The organism is Octadecabacter sp. R77987, assembly GCF_042466115.1.
GTDB lineage: Bacteria > Pseudomonadota > Alphaproteobacteria > Rhodobacterales > Rhodobacteraceae > SW4.
In genome coordinates this window covers 2,973,463-2,999,875 of the sequence record NZ_JAXHBQ010000001.1, presented here as the reverse complement: position 1 = coordinate 2,999,875, position 26,413 = coordinate 2,973,463, and the positions used below count along the sequence as shown (strand labels likewise).

Sequence of the window (26,413 nt, the reverse complement as noted above, 5' to 3'; positions counted from 1 at the left end):
GTTTTGGGCCGCCACGTGGCTGTGGCGACCCTTGGATTGTTGGACGCTCGATCTGGCGCGCCGTTAGTCAGCGGTCAGTTGCGCAATTGCGCCGGTCCAGTCCTCAAGGTGATAGACATGGGAAATCAGACCGTCCTCCACGGTGACGATATCAATCGACATCGCCTCGAACGATTTGCCCGTTGCAGGATCAACGCCAAAGAACGGGCCAACCGGCGTGCCCGAGAAAGTGCCGCGAACAATATAGCGGCTGTCATCGGTCGCGATAATTTCTTGTGGCTCCCATGTCAGGTCGGGGACGACTTGCCCAAGAAAGCCGATGGTGTTGAGCATGCCTTGCGCACCTTCGCCACCGGGCGGCGTGGGGATGGACACGACATCGGGCGAGAACAGCTCGTAATAGCGTTCCGACGTGGTTTCTGCCGGATTGCTCAGGATATCGGAATAAAAGGCGCGCACCGTGTCGATATCGTCGGCCATTGCGGGGCCGGCAAGAACAGCGGTGGCGAGTGCGATTGCCTTGAGGGTCTGTGTCATTGAGATGATCCTTATGAGGTTTGGTGTGAGGCGCTAAGTCGCGCTGGTGAAGGCGAGGTAATTGAGGACAGTGGCCACGGCCCAAAAGGGTGCGAAAACCAGCCCCACGTTGCGTCCGTTACGTGAAATCTTCGGGTGATGGCCCAAAAACGGGAGGCCCGCGTGATTGGCGTTTACCAATGTGAAAAGTGCGGCCATGACACCAAAGACAAGATGCAGAGCATGGCGATCTGCCACGGGAAGCGTCAGCCCGTAGAACACACCGACGGTCACGGCGATGAAGGCCAGTGCGCCTTGTCGTTGCTCAAACAACATCAAAAAGACGTAGTCGGCACCCGCCTGACCTTTGGTTTCGGGCATTGCGCCCAAAGCCGCGTCAAGCATGGCGGTTTGGTCTTCGTGTGTCAGCGCGACGGACGGACGTGGCAGCCCCGGGCCGAAGAATGGTAGAACCCAGTTCACCACCCAACGTGCCCAGAGCGGCCTTGAAACCTCGACCGCGTGAACGGCGGCGGGGGCAAGGCACAGCAACAACCCGACATTCGAGATGAGAGTATTGGACATTCAGTGTCTTCCTTTGTGGTCTGATGCATGCACCGGTGATTTCTGAACCGTGCGGCGGACCTTGCATGTTTTGATACCTAGTGGTACGAAAACTTTGGACATGACGTCAATAATTAAATACCACGTGGTAACAAAAACTTGAGTGACGAAGAAAAACCTGTGCGCGGTCGCCCTCGCACGATGAGCGAAGATGCCGTTTTGGAAACGGCCGTGTCGGCGTATCAGCGCACCGATCCGGCCGATGTATCCGTCAACGCCATCTGCCAGATGGCTGGCATTTCAAAGCCATCACTTTACCGCGCGTTCGGCAACGAGGACGGGCTGACATTGGCCGCGCTGGATCACTATGCGCAAAAGGTGCTGAGTGATCTGTTCGCGATCCTGCAAAGCAATCAGTCGCTAAGGCCCACATTGGACGCCTTGATGGATTTTGCTGTTGATGACATGCGGATGGAGACCGGCTGCCTGTTTTACAAGATGCGCGCGGGCAAACACAGGCTGGGTCCGAAGACACGCGCACGTGTGGATGAGATTGATCGCGCCGCGGTTGAGGCTTTCGCGGCATATCTGGAGGAACAGAAACAGGCCGGAGCATGGGACAGTGATCAGACCACGCCCCTTGTGGCGCGATATCTGATGGAGCAGATCGGGCTTGCGCTGACGCAACGGGCCACACAGGAAAGCCCTGCCCAGATCAGAGCCGCGCTCGCCCTCGCGCTGTCAGTGATCAAGACCACCTGATTATCTGATCGCCGCATTTGCACGACGTTTCGAGTTCAGGACCGCCCGGTCTATCTTGCTAGGTCACTGCAAGCTCGGGATGGTGATACGCCTCTGGGTATGTCATCGGTTTGAGGGGGCCGCTGGGCACCACGCCATTCCAACTGCGGCCAAAATATCCTTGGCGGCAATGCACCAGTGAACCCGCGTCTGCAATTCCCGGCAGGGCATAGACCCGGCACAGCCAGCGCCACACGTGTGGATAATCGAGTATCCTTGCGCCATTCAACTTCATCCGCACATAGTAAACGGGATCGTGACGGTAAAGCGTGGGGAACAGACGCAAGTCAGCTTCGGTAAACGTCTCTCCTGTCAGAAACAGTCGCCCGTCTGACAAACGCATGTCGAGCGCCGCAAGCGTTTCAAAATAGGCATCAAAAGCGGCTGCATAGACCTTCTGGTCTGACGAGAACCCGGCCTTGTAAGCACCGTTGTTGATTGTGGTGTAGATCAGGTCGTTGAGATCGTGGATATCGCGGCGCACCCCGTCATCCGGACAAAGGTGCACGCGATCCGTCGTTGCGACATTGCTGCCCAGCGCTTGGGCGTGCGCGTCCAGCATGCGGATGATTTCGGCGCTTTCGTTGTTGACGATGCGACCTGCGATCTTGTTGTAGAGGATGGGGACCGATTGCTCCTCGGATCCTTGCGCACGGTAAATCTCCTTGGCCAATCGCAATCCCTTGCCGGTGCCCGTCTCAACGGTGCATTCCGGCAGCGGTGCACCTGTGAGCGTCGCAATCCGGTCTGGTGCGAATTCCCACAAGTTCGGCCCCTCCGGATCGTCGTCTCCGGTCCGGTTCGGAAAGGCCACGTCCATGGTGATACTGTCCTGCAACCCCAATACATTGCGCGCCAGTGTCACCCGGTGGCACCACGGACAATTGAGCGCGACGAACAGATGATAGCGGCCCGGCGCTGCTCGAAAGTCGGGGTCGCCAAGCGCGTGCCGGAACCCGCTGACGCCGCGCACGAATTCGCCTCGTGCACGGCGCTGATTGGCGGCTGTCTGGTCTTCTTGGGTCGATTTGTCTGTCATCTCGTCACCTTCACCCTCTGAGCCGATGATGCAAGATGATTGGCACCGCCAGATCTTCCTCGTCGCTAAGGTGTCGTTTCAGGAACGCCTCAATCGTCATGCTTGTTTCATGCACCTGTCCCGACTCGTCATAAGCCTGCGCCGCGTCCAGCGCGGTGAGTTTGATCAGTCGGTTGGCCGTGCGGGTGAAATCATCCAACACCTTGTCCAGATCGGTATGATCCTGTTCCAGCACCGCAAGCCCTGCATCAAAGCGCGGGTCTGCGGCTGACAATTCAGGAAAGTAGCTGCGGTCTTCCCAGCCGTGATGGCCATGCAGGTTCCCGACCAAGTTGCCGCCATAGTAGGACAGGCGATCCGCATAATCCTCAAGCGCCATGTCTTTTTTCAACAGCGCTTCTGTATCCAGCCGGACGCGTTTCGCCACGCGGCGGAACATCTGATGCGCGCCCAGCCAGTGCTTGGTCTTTTCGTGAAAGCCGGGATGAGCGTCCCAGCTGTCGCGGGGGTATTGCTCCAAGAGAAACCCCATCTCGTCGGGCATTTCATCCTGACGAATGGTATGTGTATCGCGCATCGGTCGTCTCCTTTCACGGCAAAGGTGGGGCGGCCAATCCGCCCACACCAGTGCCGCGCGGCGCACAGTGGCTCTGCGTCAGCGCACTCCGGCGAACCGGATGCCGCTCAAATCAGCCACCTCGCGTTTCCATGTGGTGATGTCGCGCTGGGTGAACCCGGACAGGTTATCGTGGCCGCATGCGCGGGCCAGAACCTGCATCAGTTCCACGCTGGCTCCGAAGTATCGGGCGAGTTTTTCCGCCCCGATCTGCACGTCCAATCGCTTGCGCAGTTCGGGTTTCTGCGTCGCCACGCCGACAGGGCAGTTGTTGGAATTGCACATGCGCGCGGCAATGCACCCCACCGCCTGCATGGCAGAATTGCTGACCGCGACCGCATCCGCCCCAAGGGCCATCGCCTTGGCGAAATCTTCTGCCACGCGCAAACCACCGGTGATGACCAGCGTGACCTCGCGACCGGTTTTCGCATCAAGATGCGCGCGCGCACGGGCCAAGGCCGGGATCGTCGGGACCGAGATATGATCGCGAAAGATCAGCGGGGCCGCCCCCGTGCCGCCGCCACGACCATCGAGGATGATGTAGTCGGCCGATGCCTCCAGTGCGAAGTCGATATCGTCCTCGATGTGGTTTGCAGAAAGCTTGAACCCGATCGGGATGCCACCCGACCTTTCACGCACTTGATCAGCGATGCGTTTGAAATCGGCGGGCGTATGCAGATCTGGGAAAGTCGCGGGCGAAATCGCGGATTGGCCGGGTTTCAGCCCGCGCACGTCCGCAATCTTGCCTTGCACCTTGTTGCCGGGCAGATGGCCGCCCGTGCCGGTTTTGGCCCCCTGGCCGCCCTTGAAATGGAAAGCCTGCACCTTGGTCACATGGTCGATGTCCCAGCCAAACTGCGCCGAGGCGAGTTCGTAAAAATAGCGGCTGTTTTCGGCCTGTTCTTCGGGCAGCATGCCGCCCTCACCCGAACAAATCCCCGTGCCCGCCATCTGTGCCCCGCGCGACAGGGCCGTCTTTGCCTCCTCTGACAGTGCGCCAAAGCTCATGTCCGAGACGAACAGCGGGATTTCGAGGTGCAGAGGCTTGGCAGCACGCGGCCCGATCGTGACCGATGTGGCAACGGTTGCGTCGTCCAACAAAGGCTTGCGCGCCATCTGTGCTGGCAGGATCTGGACGTCATCCCAATGCGGCAGGTCTTTGCGAGGCACGCCCATCGCACCCATTTCGCCGTGATGCCCCAGCTTGCTTAGACCGTCCTTGGCCAAGGCATGAATGCGCGCAACGGTGGGTTCTTCGGGCGTCGGCGTCGCTTGCGGAATATCGGATTTGGGCGCGGGGGAAGCATCGCCCACAGCCAAGCCACCCAACCGCGTATGCGACCCGTCGCAGAACGGCCCGTTCGCTGTCGACTTGCACTGGCATAACGCGGCATCCCCATTCTTTTCGGCCGTGAATTTGAGCGGTTCGATCCCACTACCTGCGTGGCTCCCGTCACAGAAGGGCTGGTTTTTGGATCGGCCACATTGGCACCAGAAGTAATCTTTCCCTTCTTCCAAACTGACTTTGGCGGGGAACTTCGCGGCAATGATTGGAACAGGCTGGGTCATGTTTGTAGTCCCTCAATCTTGGGTTTTTTGCGCAGGCTTTGACGCATTTGTTGTAACTGGAATCATTTTTAATACAATTTGTATCGCTATGCAACAATTTGCACTGTAGCGCTGCAAACTGTTCCAAACCACTTTGCTTTGTGATATGAAAACCCGATGAACAAGTTAGCTGACCCACGCCTGGACGCGACGCAGACGCGCGCACTTGAGGCCGCATTGCACCTGTTGGAAACCGAGGGTGTGCTTGCCGTGACCCATGGCGCAATCAATCGCGAAACCGGCATTTCACGCAGCACGCTTTATCGCCATTGGCCCAAGCTGGATGATTTGAGGAATGCCGCCTTCGCGCGTGCGACCCAAAGCGGCAAAAGCCCGAAACCGACAGACGGACCGCTGCGGGCGGACCTGGAGTGGATACTGGGAACCCTCGTCTCTGCGCTGAACGATACGCCGTGGGGCAAGATCGCGCCGCAAGTCATCGGCACCGCAGCGATAGATGGTCAAACGCGTGAGTTGCTTGAGAAATGGAACCGGGATCGTCGCGCCAATGTCCGGTCGGCCTTTGATCTGGCTTTGGAGCGCGGAGAGATAAGTGACGAGGCGCCCGTCGAACAACTGATCGAGATCGCAATTTCCGTGCCATACTTCCGAAAGCTCATGTCAGGGAAACCATTGGATCAGGCCTGGTTTGACGCGCATATAGATTTGATTTGCAATGCCGCTGGAACTTGCAAATAGCGGCCATGATGTTTCGCGTCCCCGCAGAGTTTCTAGAAAAGCGTTGCGGGAAGCCAGGTCGCGAGGAACGGCAATGCCCAGACAAACAGTATTCCGATCGCTTGCAATCCGATAAATGGCACCACGCCACGATAGATCTGTTCGGTCCTGATTTCTTTCGGGGCTGCTGCGCGCAAATAAAACAGCGAGAAACCAAAGGGCGGCGTCAGGAAACTGGTTTGCAGGTTGATCGCCAGCAAGACGCCCAGCCAGATCGGATCATGCCCCATCAGGATCAGCGACGGTGCCACAAGTGGCAGGACAATCACCGAGATTTCCACGAAGTCGAGGAAGAACCCGAGGATGAACACGAAGATCATCACAAAGACCAGCGCGCCCGTTGGCCCGCCTGGCAGGTTTTCCAGCAGGTGCGCGACCCGCTCCTCGCCGCCAAGCCCGATAAAGACCAGCGAAAAGAACCCGGCCGCAAGGATCGTGGCAAAGATCATCGCCGTCATGGTCAGCGTCGATGTCAGCGCCTCGTGAATGATCTTTTCGCGGATGGATGCCCGCAGGGCGAGGCCCACAGCAACCAGCCCGACAATCGCGAGAAGCGCATAGAAGCCTCCGACTACCCAGTCGAAAATATCATTGTCGCTGCGCTGAAGCCGGACAGGATAGGCACCGGCCAACAAGCCCAGCACGATCAGCGCGGCCGCCCCGATCAGGATCAGACGCGGATTGATCCCGATCTTGCGCCCGGCCATCAGCAAGGCGCCAATCGCCCCGACTGATGCCGCTTCGGTCGGCGTCGCGATACCGCCAAGGATCGCGCCCAGCACGGCGAAAATCAGCAGGACGGGAGGCACGATTGCCCCCATGACCTCGCGCCGGTCGGGTTTTGCAAGGCCGATGTCGGCAGGCGGCATGTCCTGCGGGCGCAATGCCCCACGGATCAGGATGTAGAGCAGGTAAAGCGTGACCAGCAGCAGGCCGGGAATGATCGCGGCGGCAAAGAACTGACCGACGGACAAAGCCTCGACCGAGAATTTACCCTGCTCGTATTGTGCCTGCTGATAGGCGTTCGACATCACATCAGCGAGGATGATCAGCAGGGTCGAGGGCGGAATGATCTGCCCCAATGTCCCTGCCGTGCACACAATCCCCGAGGCCACAGCCGGGTTGTAACCCGCACGTAGCATAGAGGGCAGGGCGATCATGCCCATGGCGACCACGGTCGCCCCGACAATACCCGTAGAGGCCGCCAGAAGCGCGCCCACAAGCACCACCGAAATGCCAAGCCCGCCGCGCAACTGGCCAAAGCTGCGGCCCATCGTGTCGAGCAGTTCTTCTGCGATTTTGCTTTTCTCAAGGATCGCCCCCATCAGCACGAAGACAGGAATGGCGATCAGGACCGTATTGGTAATCAGGCCGAAGGCACGCTGCCCCAAAGCCCCCAGCAGCGACACGTCCATTTCGCCCAGCATCCAGCCCAGATAGGCAAAGGCCACGGCGACGCCCGCAATCGAAAAGGACACCGGAAAGCCGGACAGGATCGCTGCCATCAGGACGGCGAACATGATCAGATCAAGATACTGGGTCATGACTTGTCACCTTCAAGAAGCAGGCGCACCAGCAGCGAAAGCGACTGAAGCAGGATCAGAATGCAAAAGGCAGGGATCAGGGATTTCAACAGGAACACCGCCTCGATCCCGCCGACCGAGATCGGGCCCTCAAGGATTTTCCACGAATTGCGCACCGACGGCCACGACCAGGAAAGCAGCGCGACCATCGACGGGATCAGCAGGAAAACATGGCCGAAGATGTCGATGCGCCGTTGGGCAGCGGCGCTGGCCTTGGCATAGAACACATCAACCCGCACGTGTTTGTCGACCAGCAGCGTAAACCCCGCGCCCAGCATAAACAGGGTCGCATGCATATACAGAACGCTTTCCTGTGCCGCGATGGAATTGAACCCGAAAACATAGCGCCCGATGACGATACAGAACTGAACGAGGACCATGATCAACGCGAGCCATCGAATGGCGCTGGCCACCGCACGGTTCATCTGGTCGATTGCATTCGCCATCGCTCGCATAATCTGCCCCCTTTGATGTCTGCGGTGCGCGACCCCGTGGCCGCGCACCCGTTGGGTCTAGTAGCTGAAGACGCCTGCGCGGGCGTTCATCTGGCCATTGTCCGCATAAGACATGTAACCGCCCACCAGATCACGATAGGCGATGAAGCTCTCGGTGATGCGCACCACCAGTTCGTCGTCGTCACCGCGATATTCTTCCATGATCTCCTGCGCTGCGACACCCATGGCCGCGATTACATCGTCGGGCAGTTTGTGGACCTGCACGCCATGTTCCGCGACCAGCGTTTGCAGCGATTGCGCGTGCTTGGTCATGTATTCGGTCCAGACCGGATTATAGAGACCGTGGCAGGCCTGCGTGACGACCTCTTTCAGATCATCAGGCAATTCGGCAAAGACATCGGCATTGACGCCGCATTCTTCCGCCGAGGACGGCTCGCCCACGCCAGGCCAGTAGTAGTGCGGTGCGACCTGATAATAGCCCAGCGCGCTGTCCGTCCATGGCCCGATGAATTCGCCTGCGTCCAGCGCACCTGTTTGCAGGGCCTGGAACATGGCGGGGCCAGACATGGCTTCGGCGGCCATGCCCAGTTTCGCCGCCATTTGCGACGCGATGCCTGTGGTGCGGAACTTGAGACCCTTGAGGTCTTCGACCGAATTGATCTCGTTCTTGAACCATCCCGCCCACTGCGGGCCGGAGTTGCCGCACAGGAACGGCTTGATGCCGAAACGGCCATACATCTCGTCGTAAAGCGCCTGACCGCCGCCGTGATACATCCAGCCGAATTGCTCGTCCGCGCGCAGGCCGAAAGGCTGCGATCCAAACAGCAGGATGCCCTTGGATTTGCTGCCCCAATAGGCGGGAACGGCGTGGTAAAGTTCGGCTGTGCCCTCGGACACCGCGTCAAACACGCCATTGCCGGGCACGATTTCACCAGCCGCATAAAGCGTGACGTTGATGCGCCCGCCCGACAGCGTCGTGATCCGGTCGGCCAGCGTTTGCGCCGCGACGCCCGGTCCGGGCAGGTTTTTGGGCCATGCCGACACCAGCTTCCAGTTGCGCACGTCCTGCGCGATGGCGGGGGCCGCCAGCGTTGTCGCCGCGGTGCCAAGGGCACCTGCTGCTAGAAATTTACGTCTGTCCATCTGTCATCTCCTTGTGGGTTGGGTGGTAAGTTTGGGTTTGTCGGGGCCGTCTTGCGCGGCCTTGTTCGGGGCGTGTCAGCCAAGGATGCGCGGCAGGCGCAGCCCGTGTTCGCGCGCGCAGTCGATGGCCTCTTGGTATCCGGCATCCGCATGGCGCCAGACGCCACTGGCAGGGTCATTCCACAGCACACGTTCCAGCCGCTTGGCGGCCTCCGGCGTGCCATCCGCACAAATCACCACACCCGAATGCTGGCTAAAGCCCATGCCGACGCCGCCACCGTGGTGCAGGCTGACCCATGTGGCACCCGATGCCGTGTTGACCAGCGCATTCAGAAGCGGCCAATCGGAAACGGCGTCCGATCCGTCCTTCATCGCCTCAGTTTCGCGATTGGGCGAAGCGACCGAGCCACTGTCGAGGTGGTCGCGCCCGATCACCACGGGGGCTTTCAATTCGCCACTGGCGACCATTTCGTTAAAAGCCAGCCCAGCACGGTGCCTGTCGCCAAGGCCGATCCAGCAAATGCGCGCAGGCAGGCCCTGAAACGCGATGCGGTCGCGCGCCATGTCGAGCCAGTTGTGCAAGTGCTCGTTTTCAGGGAACAGCTCTTTCATCTTGGCGTCGGTCTTGTAGATGTCTTCGGGGTCTCCTGACAGCGCGGCCCAGCGGAACGGGCCAATACCGCGACAAAACAGCGGGCGGATATAGGCAGGCACGAAACCGGGGAAGGCAAAGGCATTCTCCAACCCCTCCTCAAGCGCCACCTGCCGGATGTTGTTGCCGTAATCCAGTGTCGGCACGCCTGCGTTCCAGAAATCCACCATGGCCGCCACGTGGGTTTTCATCGACGCCCGCGCAGCCTTTTCCACCGCTTTGGGGTCGCTTTCCTGCTTGGCTTTCCATTCGGCCATGCCCCAGCCTTGCGGCAGGTAGCCGTGCAGCGGATCATGGGCGCTGGTCTGGTCTGTCACCATATCGGGGCGCACGCCACGCTTGTAGAGTTCGGGGAAGACATCGGCAGCATTGCCCAGCAGGGCCACGGACTTTGCCTCGCCCGCGGCCGTCCACTTTTCGATCAACGCAAGGGCTTCATCCAAGCTGTCGGTTTTCTCGTCGACATATTTTGTGCGCAGACGGAAATCGATACTGTCGGGATTGCATTCCACCGCCAGACAGCAGGCCCCCGCCATCACCGCCGCAAGCGGCTGCGCGCCGCCCATGCCGCCAAGGCCGCCCGTCAAAATCCACTTGCCCGTCAGGTCGCCATCGTAGTGTTGGCGACCCGCCTCGGCGAAGGTCTCATAGGTGCCCTGCACGATCCCTTGGCTACCGATATAAATCCACGATCCAGCGGTCATCTGGCCATACATCGCCAGACCCTTTTTATCGAGTTCGTTGAAGTGATCCCACGTGGCCCAATGGGGCACGAGGTTGGAATTGGCGATCAGCACGCGCGGGGCATCCGCATGTGTCTTGACGATCGCAATCGGTTTGCCCGACTGCACGACCAGCGTTTCATCCTCTTCAAGGTCCCTGAGGCTGGCAACGATTGTGTCGAAATCCTGCCATGTGCGCGCCGCGCGCCCGATACCACCATAGACGACCAGCTCATGCGGGTTTTCGGCCACGTCGGGGTGCAGATTGTTCATCAGCATCCTCAGGGGCGCTTCGGTCATCCAGCTTTTGGTGGTCAACTTGGCCCCCGTGGGCGGATAGATGTCGCGGGTGTTCTTGCGGGGATCGCTCATGATGGCCTCCAGTCAGACAGGGTTTCGAGGATGGTTTTCAGGTGGGCACGCGTTTGATCAGCGCGCGCTGGCAGATAGGTCCAGGGCGGGTGTTCCAGCATGTAGGTGGACTGCGCCAACTCCATCTGGATCGCGTGCAGGCCGTTAGCGGGTTTGCCATAATGGCGCGTGGTCCAGCCGCCTTTGAAACGGCCATTCAACACGCTGGAATAGGACTTGGCAGACTGGCACAGGGCGAACACCTCTTCCTCGATCGCTGATGCGCAAGTGGTGCCTTCGTTGGTGCCGATGTTGAAATCCGGCAGCCTGCCGTCAAAAAGAAACGGGATGTGCGCGCGGATCGAGTGGCAATCATAAAGGATAGCAAACCCGTGCATGGCTTTGACGCGCTCCAGTTCAGCGGCGAGCGCTGCGTGATAAGGCGCATGATAGGCGGCGCAGCGATGCGCCACCTCGGCGGCGTCCGGCTCTTGTCCGTCGTTGTAAATCGCCACCCCGTCGAAATCGGTAACGGGGCAAAGCCCGGTGGTGTTCTGCCCGGGATAAAGGCTTGCGCCCGATGGATCGCGGTTCACGTCTATGACGTAGCGATGCACGGTGGTGCGCACGGTGGTGACATCGGGCACCAACCCGTCATACAGCGCGTGGATGTGCCAATCTGTGTCGGCCATTGCGCGGCCTGTGTCGTTCAGGCGGCCAAGGCAATCGGGCGGAATATCGGTGCCCGTATGGGGAAGGCCCAGCACAAGGGGGCTGTCGCCGCGGCTGACCTCGATCAGGCTCACAGGCTCATCTCCAGACCGCTCGCATCCGCAAGGCTGTCATCCGCGATACAGGCCGCCGCCGATTTGAGGTCGGGCGCGAGGTAGCGATCCTGCTGTAGGGGCGGAACCACGGCGCGCAGACGGGCGATGGCAGATTGCAAAGGTCCGGATGTCACCAAAGGCGCGCGCTGTTCGATCCCCTGCGCCGCGCACATCGCCTCGACCCCCAAAATGACCGACAGGTTTTCCGTCATCCGGCCCAGGCGGCGCGCACCATGCGCAGCCATGCTGACATGGTCCTCTTGATTGGCCGAGGTCGGCGTGCTGTCGGTAGAACACGGGTTGGCGAGGTGTTTGTTTTCGCTCATCAGGGCCGCCGTTGTGACCTCGGCGATCATCAGACCCGAATTCAGGCCCGGTTCCGGCGTGAGGAAAGGCGGCAAATCGAACGACAGTGTCGGATCGACCATCAGCGCCACGCGACGCTGCGCAATCGCCCCGATCTCGGCCACGGCAAGCGCGATCTGGTCGGCGGCAAAGGCAACGGGTTCGGCGTGGAAATTGCCGCCCGACAGGATCTCGCCCGTGTCAACAATCACCAACGGATTATCCGTGACCGCGTTGGCTTCGGTCTCGAGCGTGCGGCCTGCAAAACGCAGAAGATCAATCGCCGCTCCCGACACCTGCGGTTGGCAGCGGATACAATAGGGGTCTTGCACGCGGGTATCGCCGTCGCGGTGGCTTTCGCGAATTTCACTCCCCGCCAAAAGCAGGCTCATCGCATCGGCCACGTCGATCTGGCCTTGATGACCGCGCAAGGAATGGATCGCGGGGTTCAGCGGCGCGGTCGACCCCATGATCGCGTCGGTGGACAAGGCCGAGGTCACGACCGCCCCGCGTGCCGCGCGCCACGCACCGAACAACCCGACAAGCGCGCAGGCGGTAGAAAATTGCGTGCCGTTGATCAGCGCAAGGCCCTCTTTGGGGCCCAGCACCACAGGCGCCAGCCCCGCCTTGGCCAAGGCTGCGCCACCCGCCATCGTCTGGCCCTGATATGTCGCCTCGCCCTGCCCGATCATCGCGGCGGCCATATGGGCCAAAGGCGCCAGATCACCGGACGCCCCGACCGACCCCTGCACAGGGATAACCGGCAACACGCCACGGGCCAGCATCCCTTCGATCAGCGCACAGACCTCCCAGCGCACGCCGGATGCGCCGCGCCCCAGCGACAACAGTTTGAGCGCCATCATCAACCGCGTCGTGTCCGGCTCCAATGGCTCCCCGACCCCGCAACAATGCGACAGGATCAGGTTGCGCTGCAGCGTTTCGGTATCCTGTGGCGCAATCCGCACCGACGCCAGTTTGCCAAAGCCCGTGTTGACCCCGTAAACCGGCGCGCCGCCATTTGCGGCCTGCGCAATCAACTGCGCCGAGGCATCAATGCCCGCGCGCGCAGCGGCGTCCAACGCGACGGGCGCGTCAGACCGCCAGATCGCTTCAAGCTGCGCCAGCGTGGTGGCTGCGGGGGTGATCGTATGGGTCATATGGTTCCTTCAAAAATGCGATGATGCAACGGGTTGATCCCGATGCCGTAAGAAAGCTCTGCCGGATCGCTCACATCCCAGATCGCCAGATCCGCGCGCATCCCCGCAGCAATCACGCCGCTGTCTGTCAGCCCCAACGCACGGGCAGCGTTGCGCGTGGTGCCTGCCAACGCCTCGGCCGGGGTCATGCGAAATAGGGTGCAGGCCATATTCATCGCCAGCAAGAGCGACCCAAGCGGCGAAGAACCGGGGTTCCAGTCGGTCCCCACGGCCATCGCCACACCATGATCACGAAACGCCTGAACCGGCGGTGCCTGGGTTTCGTGAACCGTATAAAACGCACCGGGCAAAAGCACGGCGACGGTTCCGGCCTTGGCCAGCGCCGCCGCGTCCGCCTCGGTCGCGTATTCCACATGGTCAGCCGACAAAGCACCGTATTCAGCCGCCAGTGCCGTGCCGCCAATATGGCTCAACTGTTCGGCGTGCAGCTTTACCGGAAGACCAAGTGCGCGCGCCCTATCAAACACGCGGGCAATCTGAGCGGCGTCAAAAGCGATACCTTCGCAAAATCCGTCAACTGCATCAACCAGGCCCTCGGCGTGGGCCGCTTCCAGCGTCGGCAAACACACGTCGTCAATATAGGCGTCGGCCTCTGCACCCGCTGGAACCGCATGGGCGCCAAGAAAGCTGGTCATGACCCGGATCGGGCGCGCTTGCCCAAGGGTGCGGGCAACGCGCAGCATCTTGAGCTCGGTTTCGGTATCGAGGCCATAGCCCGACTTGATTTCCACCGTCCCGACCCCTTGCGCGATCAGCGCATCTACCCGTGGCAGGGCGCTGGCAAGCAATTCGTCGGCACTCGCCCCGCGCGTTGCGGCGACGGTCGAAACGATCCCGCCCCCTGCGCGCGCGATCTCCTCGTAACTGGCACCGGTCAGGCGCAATGCGAATTCCTGCGCACGGTTGCCACCGTGGACGATATGGGTGTGACAATCGATCAGCGATGGTGTGATCAGGCGGCCAGCGTGGTCGTGGCTCTCCAGCCCGGCATACTCCGACGGCAGATCGGATTCAGGACCAACCCAAGCGATCTTGTCACCAAGCACCACGATGGCGGCGCCTTCGCGCAGGTCGTAGCCATTGGCGTCATCCGCCAGGGTGGCGACCTTTGCTCCGGATATGACGTAGCGCTGTGCCATTGCTTGCTTTCTTAATATAACCTATTTAAAATTAATATGTTCCTACATAAAAAAGTCAATGGAGTTGTTGCCGTGCAGGTTATTCATGCAAACCAGGTGCTTACACCAAGTGGGTGGCAATCTTGTGTGGAAGTGAAAATTGACGCCAACGGGCGAATCGCGCACGTCGGCCCCGTCTCGCAATCGCCGACCCACCAGGTGGCGCTCTTGCTACCCGCGCCGCAGAACCTGCATAGCCATGCTTTTCAAAGGGCGATGGCGGGCCTGACCGAAGCCAAGGGCCCCGACCCGCGCGACAGTTTCTGGAGCTGGCGGCGGCTGATGTACAAGTTCCTTGACCAGCTGACGCCGGAAGATGTCGAGGCGATCGCGGCGCTTGTCTTTATGGAGATGCTTGAAGCGGGGTATGGCGCTGTCGCTGAATTCCACTACCTGCACCACGATGTCGGTGGTGAACCATATGAAAACCTCGCGGAAATGTCAGAAAGGATCGTGGCGGCAGCCGCGCACGCGGGCATCGGCCTGACCCTGTTGCCGGTCCATTATCAGTTTGGCGGGTGTGACCGGCGCGCGCTCAATGGAGGTCAGAGGCGGTTTGGCAATGATCCCGACCGCTTTTTGCGCCTGCATGCCGACGCGGCGGCTGCCGTTGCCCGCGGCCCCGCGGACGCTGTCATTGGCGTGGCGCCACATTCCCTGCGCGCCGTTGATCCGTTGGGTCTGCGCACTGTCGTTGAACAGACGGCTTCCGGACCAATCCACATGCACCTTGCCGAACAGGTGGCCGAGGTTGACGAGGTTCTTGCCCATCTTGGCGCGCGGCCCACTGAATGGCTGCTTGACAATCACGCGGTAGATGGCCGCTGGTGTTTGATCCATTGCACACAAATGACAGACGACGAGACGGTGGCGCTTGCCAGGACCGGTGCCGTGGCGGGCCTTTGTCCCATCACGGAATCGAGCCTCGGTGACGGTATCTTCAACGGCACGACCTATCTGGGAGCCAAGGGGACGGTCGGTTTCGGGTCCGATTCCAATATCCATATCGCGTTGTTCGAAGAATTGAAGACGCTGGAGTATTCCCAACGCCTGCGGGACAGGTCGCGGGCGGCTTTGGCGACGCAGAACCGGTCAACCGGCCGCGTATTGCTTGACGCTGCCGCGACAGGCGGCGCGCGCGCCGGTGGCCGGGACAGCGGCCGGATCGAGGTCGGTGCCCTGGCAGACCTGATGGCGCTCGATGATGACAACGAATGGCTGTGCAATCGTCGGGGAGATGCGGTTCTCGACAGCCTGATCTTTGGCGGCGGTGGCCAATCCTGTATCCGGGATGTCTGGAGCGCTGGCCGACATGTTGTCGCGCGCGGTCGCCATTTCCGGCGCGATGCGATAGTTGATAGATACAAGCAGACAATGACCCGACTGGAGACCGATTTTTGAACGTGGAGTCGCGCATTGCATGGACGGATGTTCGTGACGTGATCCGCGCGCGGATCCTGAACCGGACCTATGCACCGGGAGACAAGCTGCCGCGCGACGAAGATATCGCACAGGAGCTTGGTTGCGCCCGCACCACCGTGCACCGCGCCATGCAGGATCTGGCGCTCGCCGGGATTGTCGAACGCAAGCGCAAGGGCGGCACCCATGTGCGAACTGACCCGGTTACACGGGCCACGTTCGACATTCCGATCACCCGGCGCGAGGTCGAGCAGCGCGGTGCCAAGTACAATTACCACCTCATCAGCAGCGAACTTGAAGAGACGCCCATTGAAATCATGGCGCGCTTCGGAATTCATCAGACTGTCGAGATGCTGCATGTGACGGCACTGCACCTCGCCGACAATCGGCCCTATATCTTCGAGGACCGATGGATCAACCCAAAGTCGTCGCCCGAAATCCTTGACGTTGATCTGACACGCGAAAGCGCAAATGAATGGCTTGTCCGTCACAAACCATACAGCCGCATCGAAGTCAGGTTTTCAGCAATGAGCGCTGACGGCGAAACTGCGAAGCATCTCGCGACATCCGTTGGTAGCGCGCTGTTCGTTATCGAGCGGACGACATGGATCGGCACGGCGCCGATTACGACCGTGCAGGCCGTTGCCGCCCCGGGGTATCAGCTCGCGGCCCGGAACTGATCCATCCGATCCTCGGACAAGCTTTGCGCGCACGCACATCCAGAATCGGACAGGAAGGCGAAGGCGGGCGTGTTCGGGTGCTGCCATGCTTATCCGGTTCGATCACTGCCGATGACCTGTTTGCACAGGGCGGCGCGGCAGGGAATTTCGCCATATCGCAGCCATACGCTTTCCATACGCTTTCCATACGGTTTCCATACGCCCTTGACGCCCCCGATCCCATCGGCGAAAACCCCCGCACATATCACCCGCAACCGGGCGTCCCGTAGGCGCCAAAACGACGAGGAGCAGGCCCATGAGCCAGATTTCCCTTACATTTCCCGATGGCAATTCCCGCGATTTCGACGCAGGGGTAACGCCCGGCGAAGTGGCCAATGCCATCGCCACATCGCTTGGAAAAAAGGCGATCAGCGCCACCGTGAACGGCCAGCACTGGGACTTGCAGTGGCCCATCAACGCGGACGCCAGCATCGCCATCAACACCATGAAGGACGACACGGCGGCCCTTGAACTGGTGCGCCACGATCTTGCGCATATCATGGCGCGCGCCGTGCAGGAAATCTGGCCCGACACCAAGGTCACCATCGGCCCCGTGATCGAAAACGGCTGGTATTACGACTTTGACCGCGCCGACCCGTTCACGCCCGAAGATCTGGGCATGATCGAGAAAAAGATGAAGGAAATCATCAACAAACGCGATCCCGTGACCACCGAAGTCTGGGACCGCGACCGCGCGATCAAGTTCTACGAGGCGAACAACGAACCCTACAAGGTCGAGCTGATCGCGGCCATTCCGGGCGATGAACCGCTGCGGATGTATTGGCACGGCCACTGGCAGGATCTGTGCCGCGGCCCGCATTTGCAAAACACCGGTCAGGTGCCCGCGGATGCGTTCAAGTTGATGTCCATCGCCGGTGCCTATTGGCGCGGCGACAGCGACCGCGCGATGTTGCAGCGGATTTATGGCGTTGCGTTCCTGAACAAGGAAGGCCTCAAGGCGCATCTGCACATGCTGGAACAGGCCGCCCTGCGCGACCACCGCAAGCTGGGCCGCGAGATGGACCTGTTCCATATGCAGGAAGAAGCGCCGGGCCAGATTTTCTGGCACCCGAACGGCTGGCGCATCTACACGACCTTGCAGGACTACATGCGCCGGATGCAAAGCAAACACGGCTACGTCGAGGTCAACACACCGCAGGTTGTCGACCGCCGCTTGTGGGAACAATCCGGCCACTGGGAAAAGTATCAGGAGCACATGTTCATCGTCGAAGTGGACGAGGAACACGCACGCGAAAAGACCGTGAACGCCCTCAAACCGATGAACTGCCCCTGCCACGTGCAGATCTTCAATCAAGGTCTGAAATCCTATCGCGACCTGCCGCTGCGCATGGCCGAGTTCGGGTCGTGCAACCGCTATGAACCTTCGGGCGCGCTGCACGGCATCATGCGCGTGCGCGGGTTCACACAGGACGACGGGCATATTTTCTGCCGCGAAGACCAGATCGAAAGCGAAACCGCGATCTATATCGACTTCCTCAGTCAGGTGTATCGCGACCTTGGCTTTGACAAATTCCGCGTCAAGTTCTCGGATCGGCCTGAAAAGCGGTCCGGCAGTGATGCCGTTTGGGACAAGGCCGAAACCGCCCTGTTGAATGCGACCCGTGCCGCCGGAATCGAGCCGGAACTCAACCCCGGCGAAGGCGCGTTCTATGGCCCCAAGCTGGAGTTCGTGCTGACGGATGCGATTGGCCGCGACTGGCAGTGTGGCACCCATCAGGTGGATTTCGTGCTGCCCGAACGGCTTGATGCAAATTACATCGGCGAAGATGGTGCGAAACATCGCCCCGTCATGCTGCACCGTGCGACACTAGGCAGTTTCGAGCGTTTCATCGGAATCCTGATCGAAAGCCACGCGGGCAAACTACCGTTCTGGATTGCGCCACGGCAGGTTGTCGTGACCACAATCGTATCGGATGCCGACGATTATGCGCGCGAAATCGTCGCGGCGTTGCAGGCTGCAGGTGTGCGCGCCGAGGCCGATACCCGCAACGAAAAGATCAACTACAAGGTCCGCGAACACAGCCTTGGCAAGGTGCCGGTCATTCTGGCCATCGGTCAGCGCGAAGTCGAGGAACGCACAGTGTCCGTGCGCCGCCTTGGCGAGAAGCAGTCAAATGTTACAAGTCTGGACGAAATCGTCGCACAGCTGAAAATCGAGGCCACACCGCCCGACCTTTTGTAACATTCCAGCGCTGGAAACTGTAACAGACCCGTCCGCAGAAATGTGGGCGGGTCTTTTGTTTCAAGGGATTACCGGATTTCTGCACCTGCAAAACCCATAACATGCGGTCACGCGGGCGCGATGCACGGCCCTGTGAGTAGCCCTGCACTCCCAAAACTATCTACGGTTCAGGCAGCCAAACGGATCACCCGCTGGCATCTGTTCGAAACCAACCTTTAGGAAAACCTCATGTCCAACACCTACAAAACCCTCGCGATTGCTGCCTCTGTTGCCACGGCTGTTGCCGGTCTTGCCACCACCGCAAGCGCAGCTGACGAAGAAAAGTGCTATGGTATTTCGCTGGCTGGCGAAAACGACTGTGCAGCTGGCCCCGGCACCACATGCGCCGGCACATCCACCGTCGACTATCAGGGCAACGCCTGGACACTGGTCCCCGCCGGCACCTGCGAAGATACGATGATCGAAGCCATGGGCGACGATCCCGCGCGTTCCGGCTCGCTTGAAGCGCTTGATCGCGACCTGCCCGCATAAGCTGATATGGTAGGGTGGGTTACGGCCCACCTTACCGACACAGGAATTTCCCATGTTTGATGCCTCGCAAAACACGCTGCCCACCCTGCCCGGCGTTGGCTACAAGCCGCAGCATTTCGCTGATATCATGGACGATCCTGCACCTGTCGGCTGGCTGGAAATCCACGCCGAGAACTACATGGGTGGTGGTGGCCGCCCGTTGGCGCAACTGCGAGCCCTGTCTGAAAAATTTCCCATTTCCGTGCATGGTGTCGGGCTGTCGATCGGCGGCGAAGGCCCGCTGGACGCCGATCATCTTGCCCGTTTGAAAACCCTTTGCGACTGGCTTGATCCGGCCAGTTTTTCCGAACATCTGGCGTGGTCCACCCATGACGCGCATTTCCTGAACGATCTGCTGCCCCTGCCCTACACAGAATCAACGGTGGCCCGCGTGGCCGCCCATATCAATCAGGTGCAAGACCTGCTGGGCCGGCAGATGCTGCTGGAAAACCCGTCGTCCTACCTCGCCTTTGCTGAATCCGAAATGACAGAAACCGACTTCCTGCGCGAGGTGGTGCGCCGCACCGGATGCGGGTTGCTGCTGGATGTGAACAACGTCTTCGTGTCCGCGACCAACCTTGGCTATTCGCCGCAAGGCTATATCGACGACTACCCCCTGTCAGCGGTCGGCGAAATCCACCTTGGCGGCCATGACGAGGACGAGGACGAACACGGCGCGCCTTTGTTGATCGACAGCCACGGGCGCGAGGTGGTCGATCCGGTCTGGGCGCTGCTGGACTATACATTGGCCAAATCCGGCCCCCGCCCGCTGCTTGTTGAATGGGACACCGATGTGCCCGACTGGCCCGTTCTGGCCGCCGAAGCACAGCGCGCCGATGCGGCCCTGTCGGTGCTGGCATGAACGTCAGCCAGTCCGATTTCCGTCACGCGGTGCTTGACCCCGCGCTGCCAACGCCCGCCGGGCTGGCCGATGGGCAGGGGCGCGCGGCAGGCAAGCGGTTTGACGTCTATCGCAACAACGTGGCCGTCAGCCTGTCGGATGCGCTTGAAACCGCGTTCCCCGTAATCCGAAAACTGGTGGGGGATGACTTTTTTCGTGCGATGGCAGGGGTTTACCTGCGCGCACACCCGCCCACATCACCGTTGATGATGTTTTATGGCGAACAGATGCCCGCGTTTCTGGCGGGCTTTGCCCCCGCCGCCAGCCTGCCGTATCTGCCCGACATGGCGCATCTGGAACTGGCCCTGCGCCACGCCTATCACGCGCCGGACGCCACGCCGATTGCGGCTGATGCCCTGGCGCAATTTCCGCCCGAAGCCCTGGGCGATCTGCGTTTTTCGCTTGCTCCGGCGCTGCGTCTTGTCGCGTCACCCTATCCGGTTCACGGGTTGTGGCGCGCGAATATGGCCGGGGAGGCCCAGACCAAAGGCGGTGAAACGGTGCTGATCACCCGCCCCGATCTGGACCCGCAAATGCATGTGGTGCCCCCTGCGTCCGCCCGTTTTGTCGTGGCGTTGCAATCTGATGCGACCCTTGCGGGGGCGGCGGACGAGGCAGGCGATGCCCTTGATCTGGGGGCGATCCTTGGGCTGCTTTTGCAGCAGCGCGCCATCACTGAAATCAAGCCCTGAAAGGCAAAACCATGTCCCAGTTGATCACCACCTATCGCGGGCTGCTGGCCCGGTTGGATCGCACCGCACCAGTGGTCCTGCCCACCCTTGCGCGGCTGGTGTTCAGCGCGGTGACGCTGGTTTACTTCTGGCGCTCGGCTGTCAGCAAACTTGGCGAAGGGTTTTGGGGGTTCTTGTCGCCGTCATCAGGCGGATACGTGCAAATCTTTCCCAAAGCGATGGAGGCGGCAAGCTATAACACCGGCGAATTGGGTGTATTTCACTGGGCCGTGGTCGTGGCGGGCACATGGGCCGAATTCATCCTGCCCGCGCTGATCCTGCTTGGCCTGCTGACCCGCCCTGCGGCCTTGGGCATGATCGGCTTTATCACGGTGCAGAGCCTGACAGACCTTTACGGCCACGGCGGGATTGAACATGCCGCCACTTTGGGCGCATGGTTTGACCGGCTGCCAGACGGGGTGATCATGGACCAGCGCGCGTTCTGGGTGCTGGCCTTGTTGGTCTTGGTGTTCAAGGGTGCGGGGCCGCTGTCACTGGACCGCTTTTTCAGAAATGCGCCTTAGGTTCGTCGGGCTTACCGGCGGCAATGGCCAGTATCCCGCCCAGCGCGGCGAATCCGATCGGGAACATCGTGCCGGCGTTAAACCCGAAGGCCGTGTAAAACAGCGCCGCCGCGATCAACAGTAACCCACCGCCCCAAAGCGCGCGCATCTTGGCCATGGCGCCACCGGCGATGGCCAGCAAGGGCGCCATGAAGCTGGCAAACCGGATGAAACCGGGATTGTCGAATGTGCCAAACACCTCGCCGACCTCGGGTTGGTTGGTGGTCAGTTCCGCATAGCCATAGCCGAACAGGCCGACGAAAATGCCGATGACGCCTGCGATAATACCAAGGGTAAGGGCTGCGTTGCGCATGGTTCTCTCCGATCTGATTGCCAGTCCCACATAAGGGGCGTGGCGCGATTATCCAAGGATGAGCGCCTGCACATCCGCCTTCCAGCCCAGATAAAGCTGGCCCGCATGTTCGATGACAGGGCGTTTCATCAGGGTCGGGTGGGCGGCTAGCAGTTCATTGGGATCACTGTCTTTTTCGGCATCTGTTAGGCCGCGCCACGTGGTCGACGCGCGGTTGATCGCCTTGTCGCCGAAGGCTGCGATTATCGCCGCGCGATCGGCGTCAGACACCCCGTCGGCGCGCACATCGATGATCTGCGGATCATGCCCCGCAGCGCGGATCGCGGCAATCGCCTTGCGGCAGGTGTCACAGGATTTCAGGGCAAAGATGCGCATGCGCGGGCCTTTCAACATGGTCGGCGGTTTCGTGCAAACTGACGCCCTCACGGCAATTTGTCATTTGCCTTTTGCGAAATCACGCTAGAATTTTAACCGAAGGCCAACGGACTATCCGCCTTTGTCGCGGGCCCAATTGTGCCGCAACGCCGCGGCTGCGGCCCGACAAAGGAGAAGGACATGCCCAAAGGCACCGTAAAATGGTTCAATTCTGCAAAAGGTTTCGGCTTTATCGCGCCCGAAGACGGCGGCGCGGATGTTTTCGTGCACATTTCTGCGGTCGAAGCATCGGGGCTGACCGGATTGGCGGATGAACAAGCGGTTGAATTCGAGCTGGTCGACGGGCGCGATGGCCGCAAGATGGCCGGCGACATCAAAGTCGTCTAGGCGGGGCTTGTCCCAAGAATTGCACGCACCTGTTGCGGTGTCAGCGGGAACAACGGGTTCGATCCGTTGGATTTGGGCAGCTTTGTCATACCCCCTTGTTAACCAAGCACTTGGGCAAGAGTGAGGGGAGATTGGGGCGTAACTTCCCCGATTTAGCGGCGCAAAAGCTCGACGGCCTCGCAACACGGGTCAGCCGCGCGCAGGGGCTGGCGGCCCAATTCGCGCCAGTCTTGCGCGTCGATGTCGGGAAAGAATGCATCCGCATCCGCGATCTCAAGATCAACTTCGGTAATCAACAGCCTGTCGGCCAGTGGCAGCATTTCGCGGTAAATGCCCGCGCCGCCGATGCCATAGATGCGCCGATATCCCTGCGTATAGGCCAGCGCGATGGCATCAGAAACGCTGGCCACCTGATGTGGCGCACCCGTTTCGCGCGAGGTCACAACGATATTCAGCCGCCCTTTCAATGGCTTGAACGGCGGCAGGCTGTCCCATGTGATGCGCCCCATGATGATCGCGCCGCCCGTGGTTTCGCGCTGGAAAAACGCCAGGTCCTCGGGGGCGTGCCAGGGAATGTCGTTATCCTTGCCGATCGCGCCATTGCGCGCGCGCGCCACGATCAGGGAAATCATACGGCCACCGGCGCGCGGATGGCCGGATCGGGATCATAGCCCGTGATCTCGAAATCCTCGTATTTGAAATCGAACAGCGAAGTGACCTCGCGGGTGATGCGCAATGTCGGCAATGGTTTCGGGATGCGTGCCAGTTGCGTTTGCACCTGTTCCATATGGTTGGAATAGATATGCGCATCGCCCATCGTGTGGATGAAATCCCCCACGGCGTAGCCGGTCACATGGGCCAGCATATGTTGCAACAGCGCATAGGATGCGATGTTGAACGGCACGCCCAGAAACAAATCCGCCGAGCGTTGATATAGCTGCAAATGCAGCTTGCCGCCGTTGATGCGCACCTGCCACAGGGTATGACAGGGCGGCAGCGCCATGTCCGGCACATCCGCCGGATTCCACGCCGAGACGATCATGCGGCGGCTGTCGGGGGTGTTCTTGATCTGATCAAGCAGAACCGCGATCTGGTCAATTTCGCCTTTGCGGCCGGGCCAATGGCGCCACTGGTGGCCATAGACGGGGCCAAGGTCGCCGTTTTCGTCGGCCCACTCATCCCAGATCGACACGCCGTTGTCCCGCAGGTAGCCGATGTTCGTATCCCCCGACAGGAACCACAGCAATTCATGGATGATCGAGCGCAGATGCAGCTTTTTCGTGGTTACAAGCGGGAAACCATCGGCCAGCGGATAGCGGCTTTGCAGTCCAAAGGCGGAAATCGTGCCCGTGCCGGTGCGATCGGTGGATGTTTCGCCGGTGTCCAGAACCTGCCGCAGGGCCGCGTGGTATTGATGCACTGTGTTGTCCCCCAAGGTGCGCTTTGGGCAAAACCTAGCGGTGAACGGCGCGGGTGAAAAGCGCGAACACCGCACAGATTGTGACATGCCCGCGCCGCATCGGTCTTTTTTGTGCGCAATGACCAACCGCGCGTTGACTTTCAACCACGATCCCCCGACTTTGTGACGAAACCGTGATGAGGGGCAGTCGATGCACAAAGCAATTTCTTTCAGCCTGTGTCTGGGGCTGCTGACGGCATGCGGTGATGGGAATCCATTTGTTTTTGGTGTCACCGAAACGCCGATCGAGCCGCCCGTTGTCAGCGACAGCGGCGTCCCCGAAAAAGTGCAGGGTAATGTGGGTTCTGTCACGTTTGTTGCCGGTGCGCCGACGATCACGGTGCAGATTACATCGCTTGACCAAGGAACATTTGACGCCGTTTACAACCGCAACCCCGCGCTGAACGTGCCGGGTTATCAGGCCTATACCTATCAGGACGATCCGCTTGACCGGATGTTCGTGGCGATTGTCGCCGAAAGTCCGGATGCGGCGATTCAGGCCGCGACTGTCATGGACGGTGGCCAGTTCACCAAGTTCTTTGGCGGCACAAGTGTGACACAGATCGGGACATACAGTGCGGACACGGGCCTTGTCAGCTATGCCGGAACATATGCGGGCCTAAGCAACATCAACGCACCGGGTGCGGAGTTGCTTCCCGTTCCGCCCGGCACCGATCCGGCGATCCTGCCCGCGCAGCCCACGCGCGTGACCGGCGATGTCTTTATCAACGCCGACTTTACTGACAACACGATCAACGGTGCGATCACTAACCGCGAGTTGACGGAATATGGCACGGCGATCCCTGATATTTTCCTGATCCCCGGCGACATCGCAGCCGATGGCACGTTTGAAGGATCGGTTGAAATTGGCGACCAAACCGGTGTCGGGAATTACGCCGGCGTCTTTGGTGGCACCGGCGCGACATCTGTTGGTGGCGGCGTGCTTCTTGACGGTGATTTCATTCCCGGTGTCGAGAACGAACAGGAATACGGGATTTTCGTGCTGGCCCAATGTGGCACGCCCGGTGATGCGCCGATCTGTGCTGGCGTCAACTAGATACCTTGTCTGTGCTCTGGCGTTTTGCTTTGGGTTGACCCTTCAGGGGCAGGCACAAACCACGGTCGAGCTAAGCTTTGACGATGCACGCGCCGCGGCACAACAAGCCGCGCTGTCTGGCAATTTTGAACTGGCACGCGATCTGGCCGCTGCCCTGCTTCAAGCTGACCCGGATGATCGCGCGGCACTGATTGTGTTGGCCGCCGTCGAACCCCGATTGGGACGCCCGGACCAAGGCCGCAAGGCAGGTGCCCGCGCATGGCGATTGGCCACAACGGACGCACAAAAATACGAAGCCGCCCGCCTCACAGCCCTCGCCGCTGCCAACGAAGATCGCCTGACGCTGTCGCAAGTCTGGCTGCGACGCGCCGCGACCGTAGCCCCCAATGACGCCGCCCTTGCGCAAACGCAGGCCGACTATGGCGGGCTGCGCACCCTGAACCCGTGGCGCACGAATATCCAGCTATCGTTTTCCCCGTCCAGCAACGTAAATGGCGGCAGCGACGATCTTTATAATGTCATTGACGGGTTGCCTTTTGTTGGCGTGCTGAGTGGGGATGCGCGTGCCCTGTCCGGTGTGACAGCCACTGCTGACCTGCGATTTAGCTACCGATTGGCCGAAAACGCACACGCGCGCACGGAAATCGCGGGGCGCTTTTACAGCCGGCAGGTTTTGCTGTCCGACGCGGCACGCGCCTTGGCGCCCGACAGCGAAAACGGTGATTTCGGCGCGACACTTGTCGAAGTGGGGCTGGGTCACACGCGCGCACTGGGTCAGGGTTTGGCGATGGCGGACTTCGACATCGGCGCGCACTGGTCGGGCGGCGACCTAAGCACGCCTTTCGCGCGTCTGTCGCTTGCGGCGCAATACCCTGTCACGGACCAACTGACCGGATCGGCAGGTTTGGCGTTTGAACAGCGCTGGATTGGCGATACGGGACAGGCTGGCGATACGATTGAAACGCTAAGCGCGGGGCTGACCTATCGTTTTGACAGTGGTGCGCAACTTGGCGGCACCTTTGAACTGCGCGACACCGCAAGTGAAACGGGCAACCAACGCAACACGGCCGCAAGTCTGCAAATGACCTATGCGCCGGCCCAACAGATCGGCCCCGCCGAGATGTTGTTTACGCTGGGTGCCAGCCACTCGGACTACCCCGACTACGCGATCATTTTACCAGTGCCGGGCGGGCGCCAGGATACAACGCAGTTTGCGTCGGCCGAGTTCGCCTTTGTCGATTTCGACTACGCGGGTTTCGCGCCCGTTGTGACCCTTGGTGCGCAACGCAGCGACAGCAATGTCAGCCGCTTTGACCGCTCGGCGTTTTCGATCCGGTTCGGCTTTCGCTCCACCTTCTGAG

Annotated in this window: 28 protein-coding genes; 12 read left to right on the top strand and 16 right to left on the bottom strand. The window is 60.5% G+C overall.

The window, feature by feature from the left end; translation table 11 throughout:
- Positions 1-63: 63 nt before the first annotated feature.
- Positions 64-537 carry an ester cyclase gene (locus tag SJY21_RS15185; RefSeq protein WP_377512606.1) on the bottom strand — a complete coding sequence of 158 codons (474 nt, stop codon included), beginning with the start codon at positions 535-537 and terminating at the stop codon, positions 64-66.
- Between the two features lie 33 nt (positions 538-570).
- A complete protein-coding gene (locus SJY21_RS15180; RefSeq protein ID WP_377512603.1) occupies positions 571-1,101 on the bottom strand; it encodes a hypothetical protein in 531 nt (176 codons plus the stop codon).
- 180 nt (positions 1,102-1,281) lie between these two features.
- On the opposite strand from SJY21_RS15180, the gene SJY21_RS15175 reads away from it, so the two are divergent.
- Positions 1,282-1,842: a TetR/AcrR family transcriptional regulator gene (locus tag SJY21_RS15175; RefSeq protein WP_377512600.1), complete on the top strand. Its 561-nt coding sequence runs from the start codon at positions 1,282-1,284 to the stop codon at positions 1,840-1,842.
- A 58-nt stretch (positions 1,843-1,900) separates the two neighbouring features.
- Here SJY21_RS15175 and SJY21_RS15170 read toward each other — a convergent pair whose 3' ends face one another.
- The 3 genes from SJY21_RS15170 to SJY21_RS15160 all read right to left on the bottom strand — a co-directional run bounded on the left by SJY21_RS15170 (position 1,901) and on the right by SJY21_RS15160 (position 5,105).
- The gene (locus SJY21_RS15170; RefSeq protein ID WP_377512597.1) at positions 1,901-2,920 is read right to left on the bottom strand and encodes a glutathione S-transferase C-terminal domain-containing protein; all 1,020 of its coding nucleotides are present in this window, start codon (positions 2,918-2,920) and stop codon (positions 1,901-1,903) included.
- A 10-nt stretch (positions 2,921-2,930) separates the two neighbouring features.
- Complete coding sequence (locus SJY21_RS15165; protein WP_377512594.1) at positions 2,931-3,497, bottom strand: hemerythrin domain-containing protein; 567 nt, start codon at positions 3,495-3,497, stop codon at positions 2,931-2,933.
- Between the two features lie 78 nt (positions 3,498-3,575).
- Positions 3,576-5,105, bottom strand: coding sequence for a glutamate synthase-related protein (locus tag SJY21_RS15160; RefSeq protein ID WP_377512591.1), 1,530 nt, complete (start codon positions 5,103-5,105; stop codon positions 3,576-3,578).
- A 156-nt stretch (positions 5,106-5,261) separates the two neighbouring features.
- Here SJY21_RS15160 and SJY21_RS15155 point away from each other — a divergent pair, with 156 nt between their 5' ends.
- The gene (locus SJY21_RS15155) at positions 5,262-5,843 is read left to right on the top strand and encodes a TetR/AcrR family transcriptional regulator C-terminal ligand-binding domain-containing protein (protein WP_377512588.1); all 582 of its coding nucleotides are present in this window, start codon (positions 5,262-5,264) and stop codon (positions 5,841-5,843) included.
- Between the two features lie 32 nt (positions 5,844-5,875).
- Here the strand turns inward: SJY21_RS15155 and SJY21_RS15150 are convergent, their stop codons facing one another.
- From SJY21_RS15150 to hutI, 7 genes are all read right to left on the bottom strand, one after another.
- Positions 5,876-7,426, bottom strand: a complete 1,551-nt coding sequence (locus SJY21_RS15150; RefSeq protein WP_377512585.1) for a TRAP transporter large permease subunit — start codon at positions 7,424-7,426, stop codon at positions 5,876-5,878.
- Positions 7,423-7,920 (bottom strand): TRAP transporter small permease subunit, encoded by a 498-nt coding sequence (locus tag SJY21_RS15145; protein ID WP_377512582.1) that lies wholly within the window; start codon positions 7,918-7,920, stop codon positions 7,423-7,425. Before SJY21_RS15145 ends, SJY21_RS15150 begins: the two co-directional genes overlap by 4 nt.
- A gap of 57 nt (positions 7,921-7,977) precedes the next feature.
- Positions 7,978-9,063, bottom strand: a complete 1,086-nt coding sequence (locus SJY21_RS15140) for a TRAP transporter substrate-binding protein (protein WP_377512579.1) — start codon at positions 9,061-9,063, stop codon at positions 7,978-7,980.
- 75 nt (positions 9,064-9,138) lie between these two features.
- Positions 9,139-10,809: a urocanate hydratase gene (gene hutU, locus SJY21_RS15135; protein WP_377512576.1), complete on the bottom strand. Its 1,671-nt coding sequence runs from the start codon at positions 10,807-10,809 to the stop codon at positions 9,139-9,141.
- The gene (hutG, locus tag SJY21_RS15130; protein WP_377513262.1) at positions 10,806-11,588 is read right to left on the bottom strand and encodes an N-formylglutamate deformylase; all 783 of its coding nucleotides are present in this window, start codon (positions 11,586-11,588) and stop codon (positions 10,806-10,808) included. Before hutG ends, hutU begins: the two co-directional genes overlap by 4 nt.
- Positions 11,589-11,590: 2 nt before the next feature.
- Entirely contained in the window at positions 11,591-13,117 is a 1,527-nt protein-coding gene (gene hutH / locus SJY21_RS15125) for a histidine ammonia-lyase (RefSeq protein WP_377512574.1), read from the bottom strand.
- The gene (gene hutI, locus SJY21_RS15120) at positions 13,114-14,316 is read right to left on the bottom strand and encodes an imidazolonepropionase (RefSeq protein WP_377512571.1); all 1,203 of its coding nucleotides are present in this window, start codon (positions 14,314-14,316) and stop codon (positions 13,114-13,116) included. Before hutI ends, hutH begins: the two co-directional genes overlap by 4 nt.
- Before the next feature lie 72 nt (positions 14,317-14,388).
- Here hutI and SJY21_RS15115 point away from each other — a divergent pair, with 72 nt between their 5' ends.
- The 7 genes from SJY21_RS15115 to SJY21_RS15085 all read left to right on the top strand — a co-directional run bounded on the left by SJY21_RS15115 (position 14,389) and on the right by SJY21_RS15085 (position 21,422).
- Positions 14,389-15,756, top strand: a complete 1,368-nt coding sequence (locus SJY21_RS15115; RefSeq protein ID WP_377512568.1) for a formimidoylglutamate deiminase — start codon at positions 14,389-14,391, stop codon at positions 15,754-15,756.
- Entirely contained in the window at positions 15,753-16,454 is a 702-nt protein-coding gene (locus SJY21_RS15110; protein WP_377512565.1) for a GntR family transcriptional regulator, read from the top strand. The genes SJY21_RS15115 and SJY21_RS15110 overlap by 4 nt, the downstream gene beginning before the upstream one ends.
- A 295-nt stretch (positions 16,455-16,749) precedes the next feature.
- Entirely contained in the window at positions 16,750-18,696 is a 1,947-nt protein-coding gene (gene thrS / locus SJY21_RS15105; RefSeq protein WP_377512562.1) for a threonine--tRNA ligase, read from the top strand.
- Between the two features lie 228 nt (positions 18,697-18,924).
- Positions 18,925-19,227: a DUF2282 domain-containing protein gene (locus tag SJY21_RS15100; RefSeq protein WP_377512559.1), complete on the top strand. Its 303-nt coding sequence runs from the start codon at positions 18,925-18,927 to the stop codon at positions 19,225-19,227.
- Positions 19,228-19,279: 52 nt separating this feature from the next.
- Positions 19,280-20,128 (top strand): DUF692 domain-containing protein, encoded by an 849-nt coding sequence (locus SJY21_RS15095; RefSeq protein ID WP_377512556.1) that lies wholly within the window; start codon positions 19,280-19,282, stop codon positions 20,126-20,128.
- Positions 20,125-20,859, top strand: a complete 735-nt coding sequence (locus SJY21_RS15090; RefSeq protein ID WP_377512553.1) for a DUF2063 domain-containing protein — start codon at positions 20,125-20,127, stop codon at positions 20,857-20,859. Before SJY21_RS15095 ends, SJY21_RS15090 begins: the two co-directional genes overlap by 4 nt.
- Positions 20,860-20,870: 11 nt before the next feature.
- Positions 20,871-21,422, top strand: coding sequence for a DoxX family membrane protein (locus SJY21_RS15085; RefSeq protein WP_377512549.1), 552 nt, complete (start codon positions 20,871-20,873; stop codon positions 21,420-21,422).
- Here the strand turns inward: SJY21_RS15085 and SJY21_RS15080 are convergent.
- A complete protein-coding gene (locus SJY21_RS15080; RefSeq protein WP_377512547.1) occupies positions 21,406-21,774 on the bottom strand; it encodes a hypothetical protein in 369 nt (122 codons plus the stop codon). The two genes, SJY21_RS15085 and SJY21_RS15080, sit on opposite strands and share 17 nt — an antisense overlap.
- A 48-nt stretch (positions 21,775-21,822) precedes the next feature.
- Entirely contained in the window at positions 21,823-22,167 is a 345-nt protein-coding gene (locus tag SJY21_RS15075) for an ArsC/Spx/MgsR family protein (RefSeq protein ID WP_377512545.1), read from the bottom strand.
- A gap of 162 nt (positions 22,168-22,329) precedes the next feature.
- Here SJY21_RS15075 and SJY21_RS15070 point away from each other — a divergent pair, with 162 nt between their 5' ends.
- A complete protein-coding gene (locus tag SJY21_RS15070) occupies positions 22,330-22,536 on the top strand; it encodes a cold-shock protein (RefSeq protein ID WP_377512542.1) in 207 nt (68 codons plus the stop codon).
- Between the two features lie 152 nt (positions 22,537-22,688).
- Here SJY21_RS15070 and SJY21_RS15065 read toward each other — a convergent pair whose 3' ends face one another.
- Both SJY21_RS15065 and SJY21_RS15060 read right to left on the bottom strand, forming a co-directional pair.
- Entirely contained in the window at positions 22,689-23,168 is a 480-nt protein-coding gene (locus SJY21_RS15065; protein ID WP_377512539.1) for a dihydrofolate reductase, read from the bottom strand.
- Positions 23,165-23,956, bottom strand: coding sequence for a thymidylate synthase (locus SJY21_RS15060; RefSeq protein WP_377513260.1), 792 nt, complete (start codon positions 23,954-23,956; stop codon positions 23,165-23,167). Before SJY21_RS15060 ends, SJY21_RS15065 begins: the two co-directional genes overlap by 4 nt.
- Before the next feature lie 190 nt (positions 23,957-24,146).
- Here SJY21_RS15060 and SJY21_RS15055 point away from each other — a divergent pair, with 190 nt between their 5' ends.
- The gene (locus SJY21_RS15055; RefSeq protein ID WP_377512536.1) at positions 24,147-25,052 is read left to right on the top strand and encodes a thymidylate synthase; all 906 of its coding nucleotides are present in this window, start codon (positions 24,147-24,149) and stop codon (positions 25,050-25,052) included.
- Positions 25,021-26,412, top strand: a complete 1,392-nt coding sequence (locus tag SJY21_RS15050; protein WP_377512533.1) for a hypothetical protein — start codon at positions 25,021-25,023, stop codon at positions 26,410-26,412. Before SJY21_RS15055 ends, SJY21_RS15050 begins: the two co-directional genes overlap by 32 nt.
- Position 26,413: the final 1 nt, after the last annotated feature.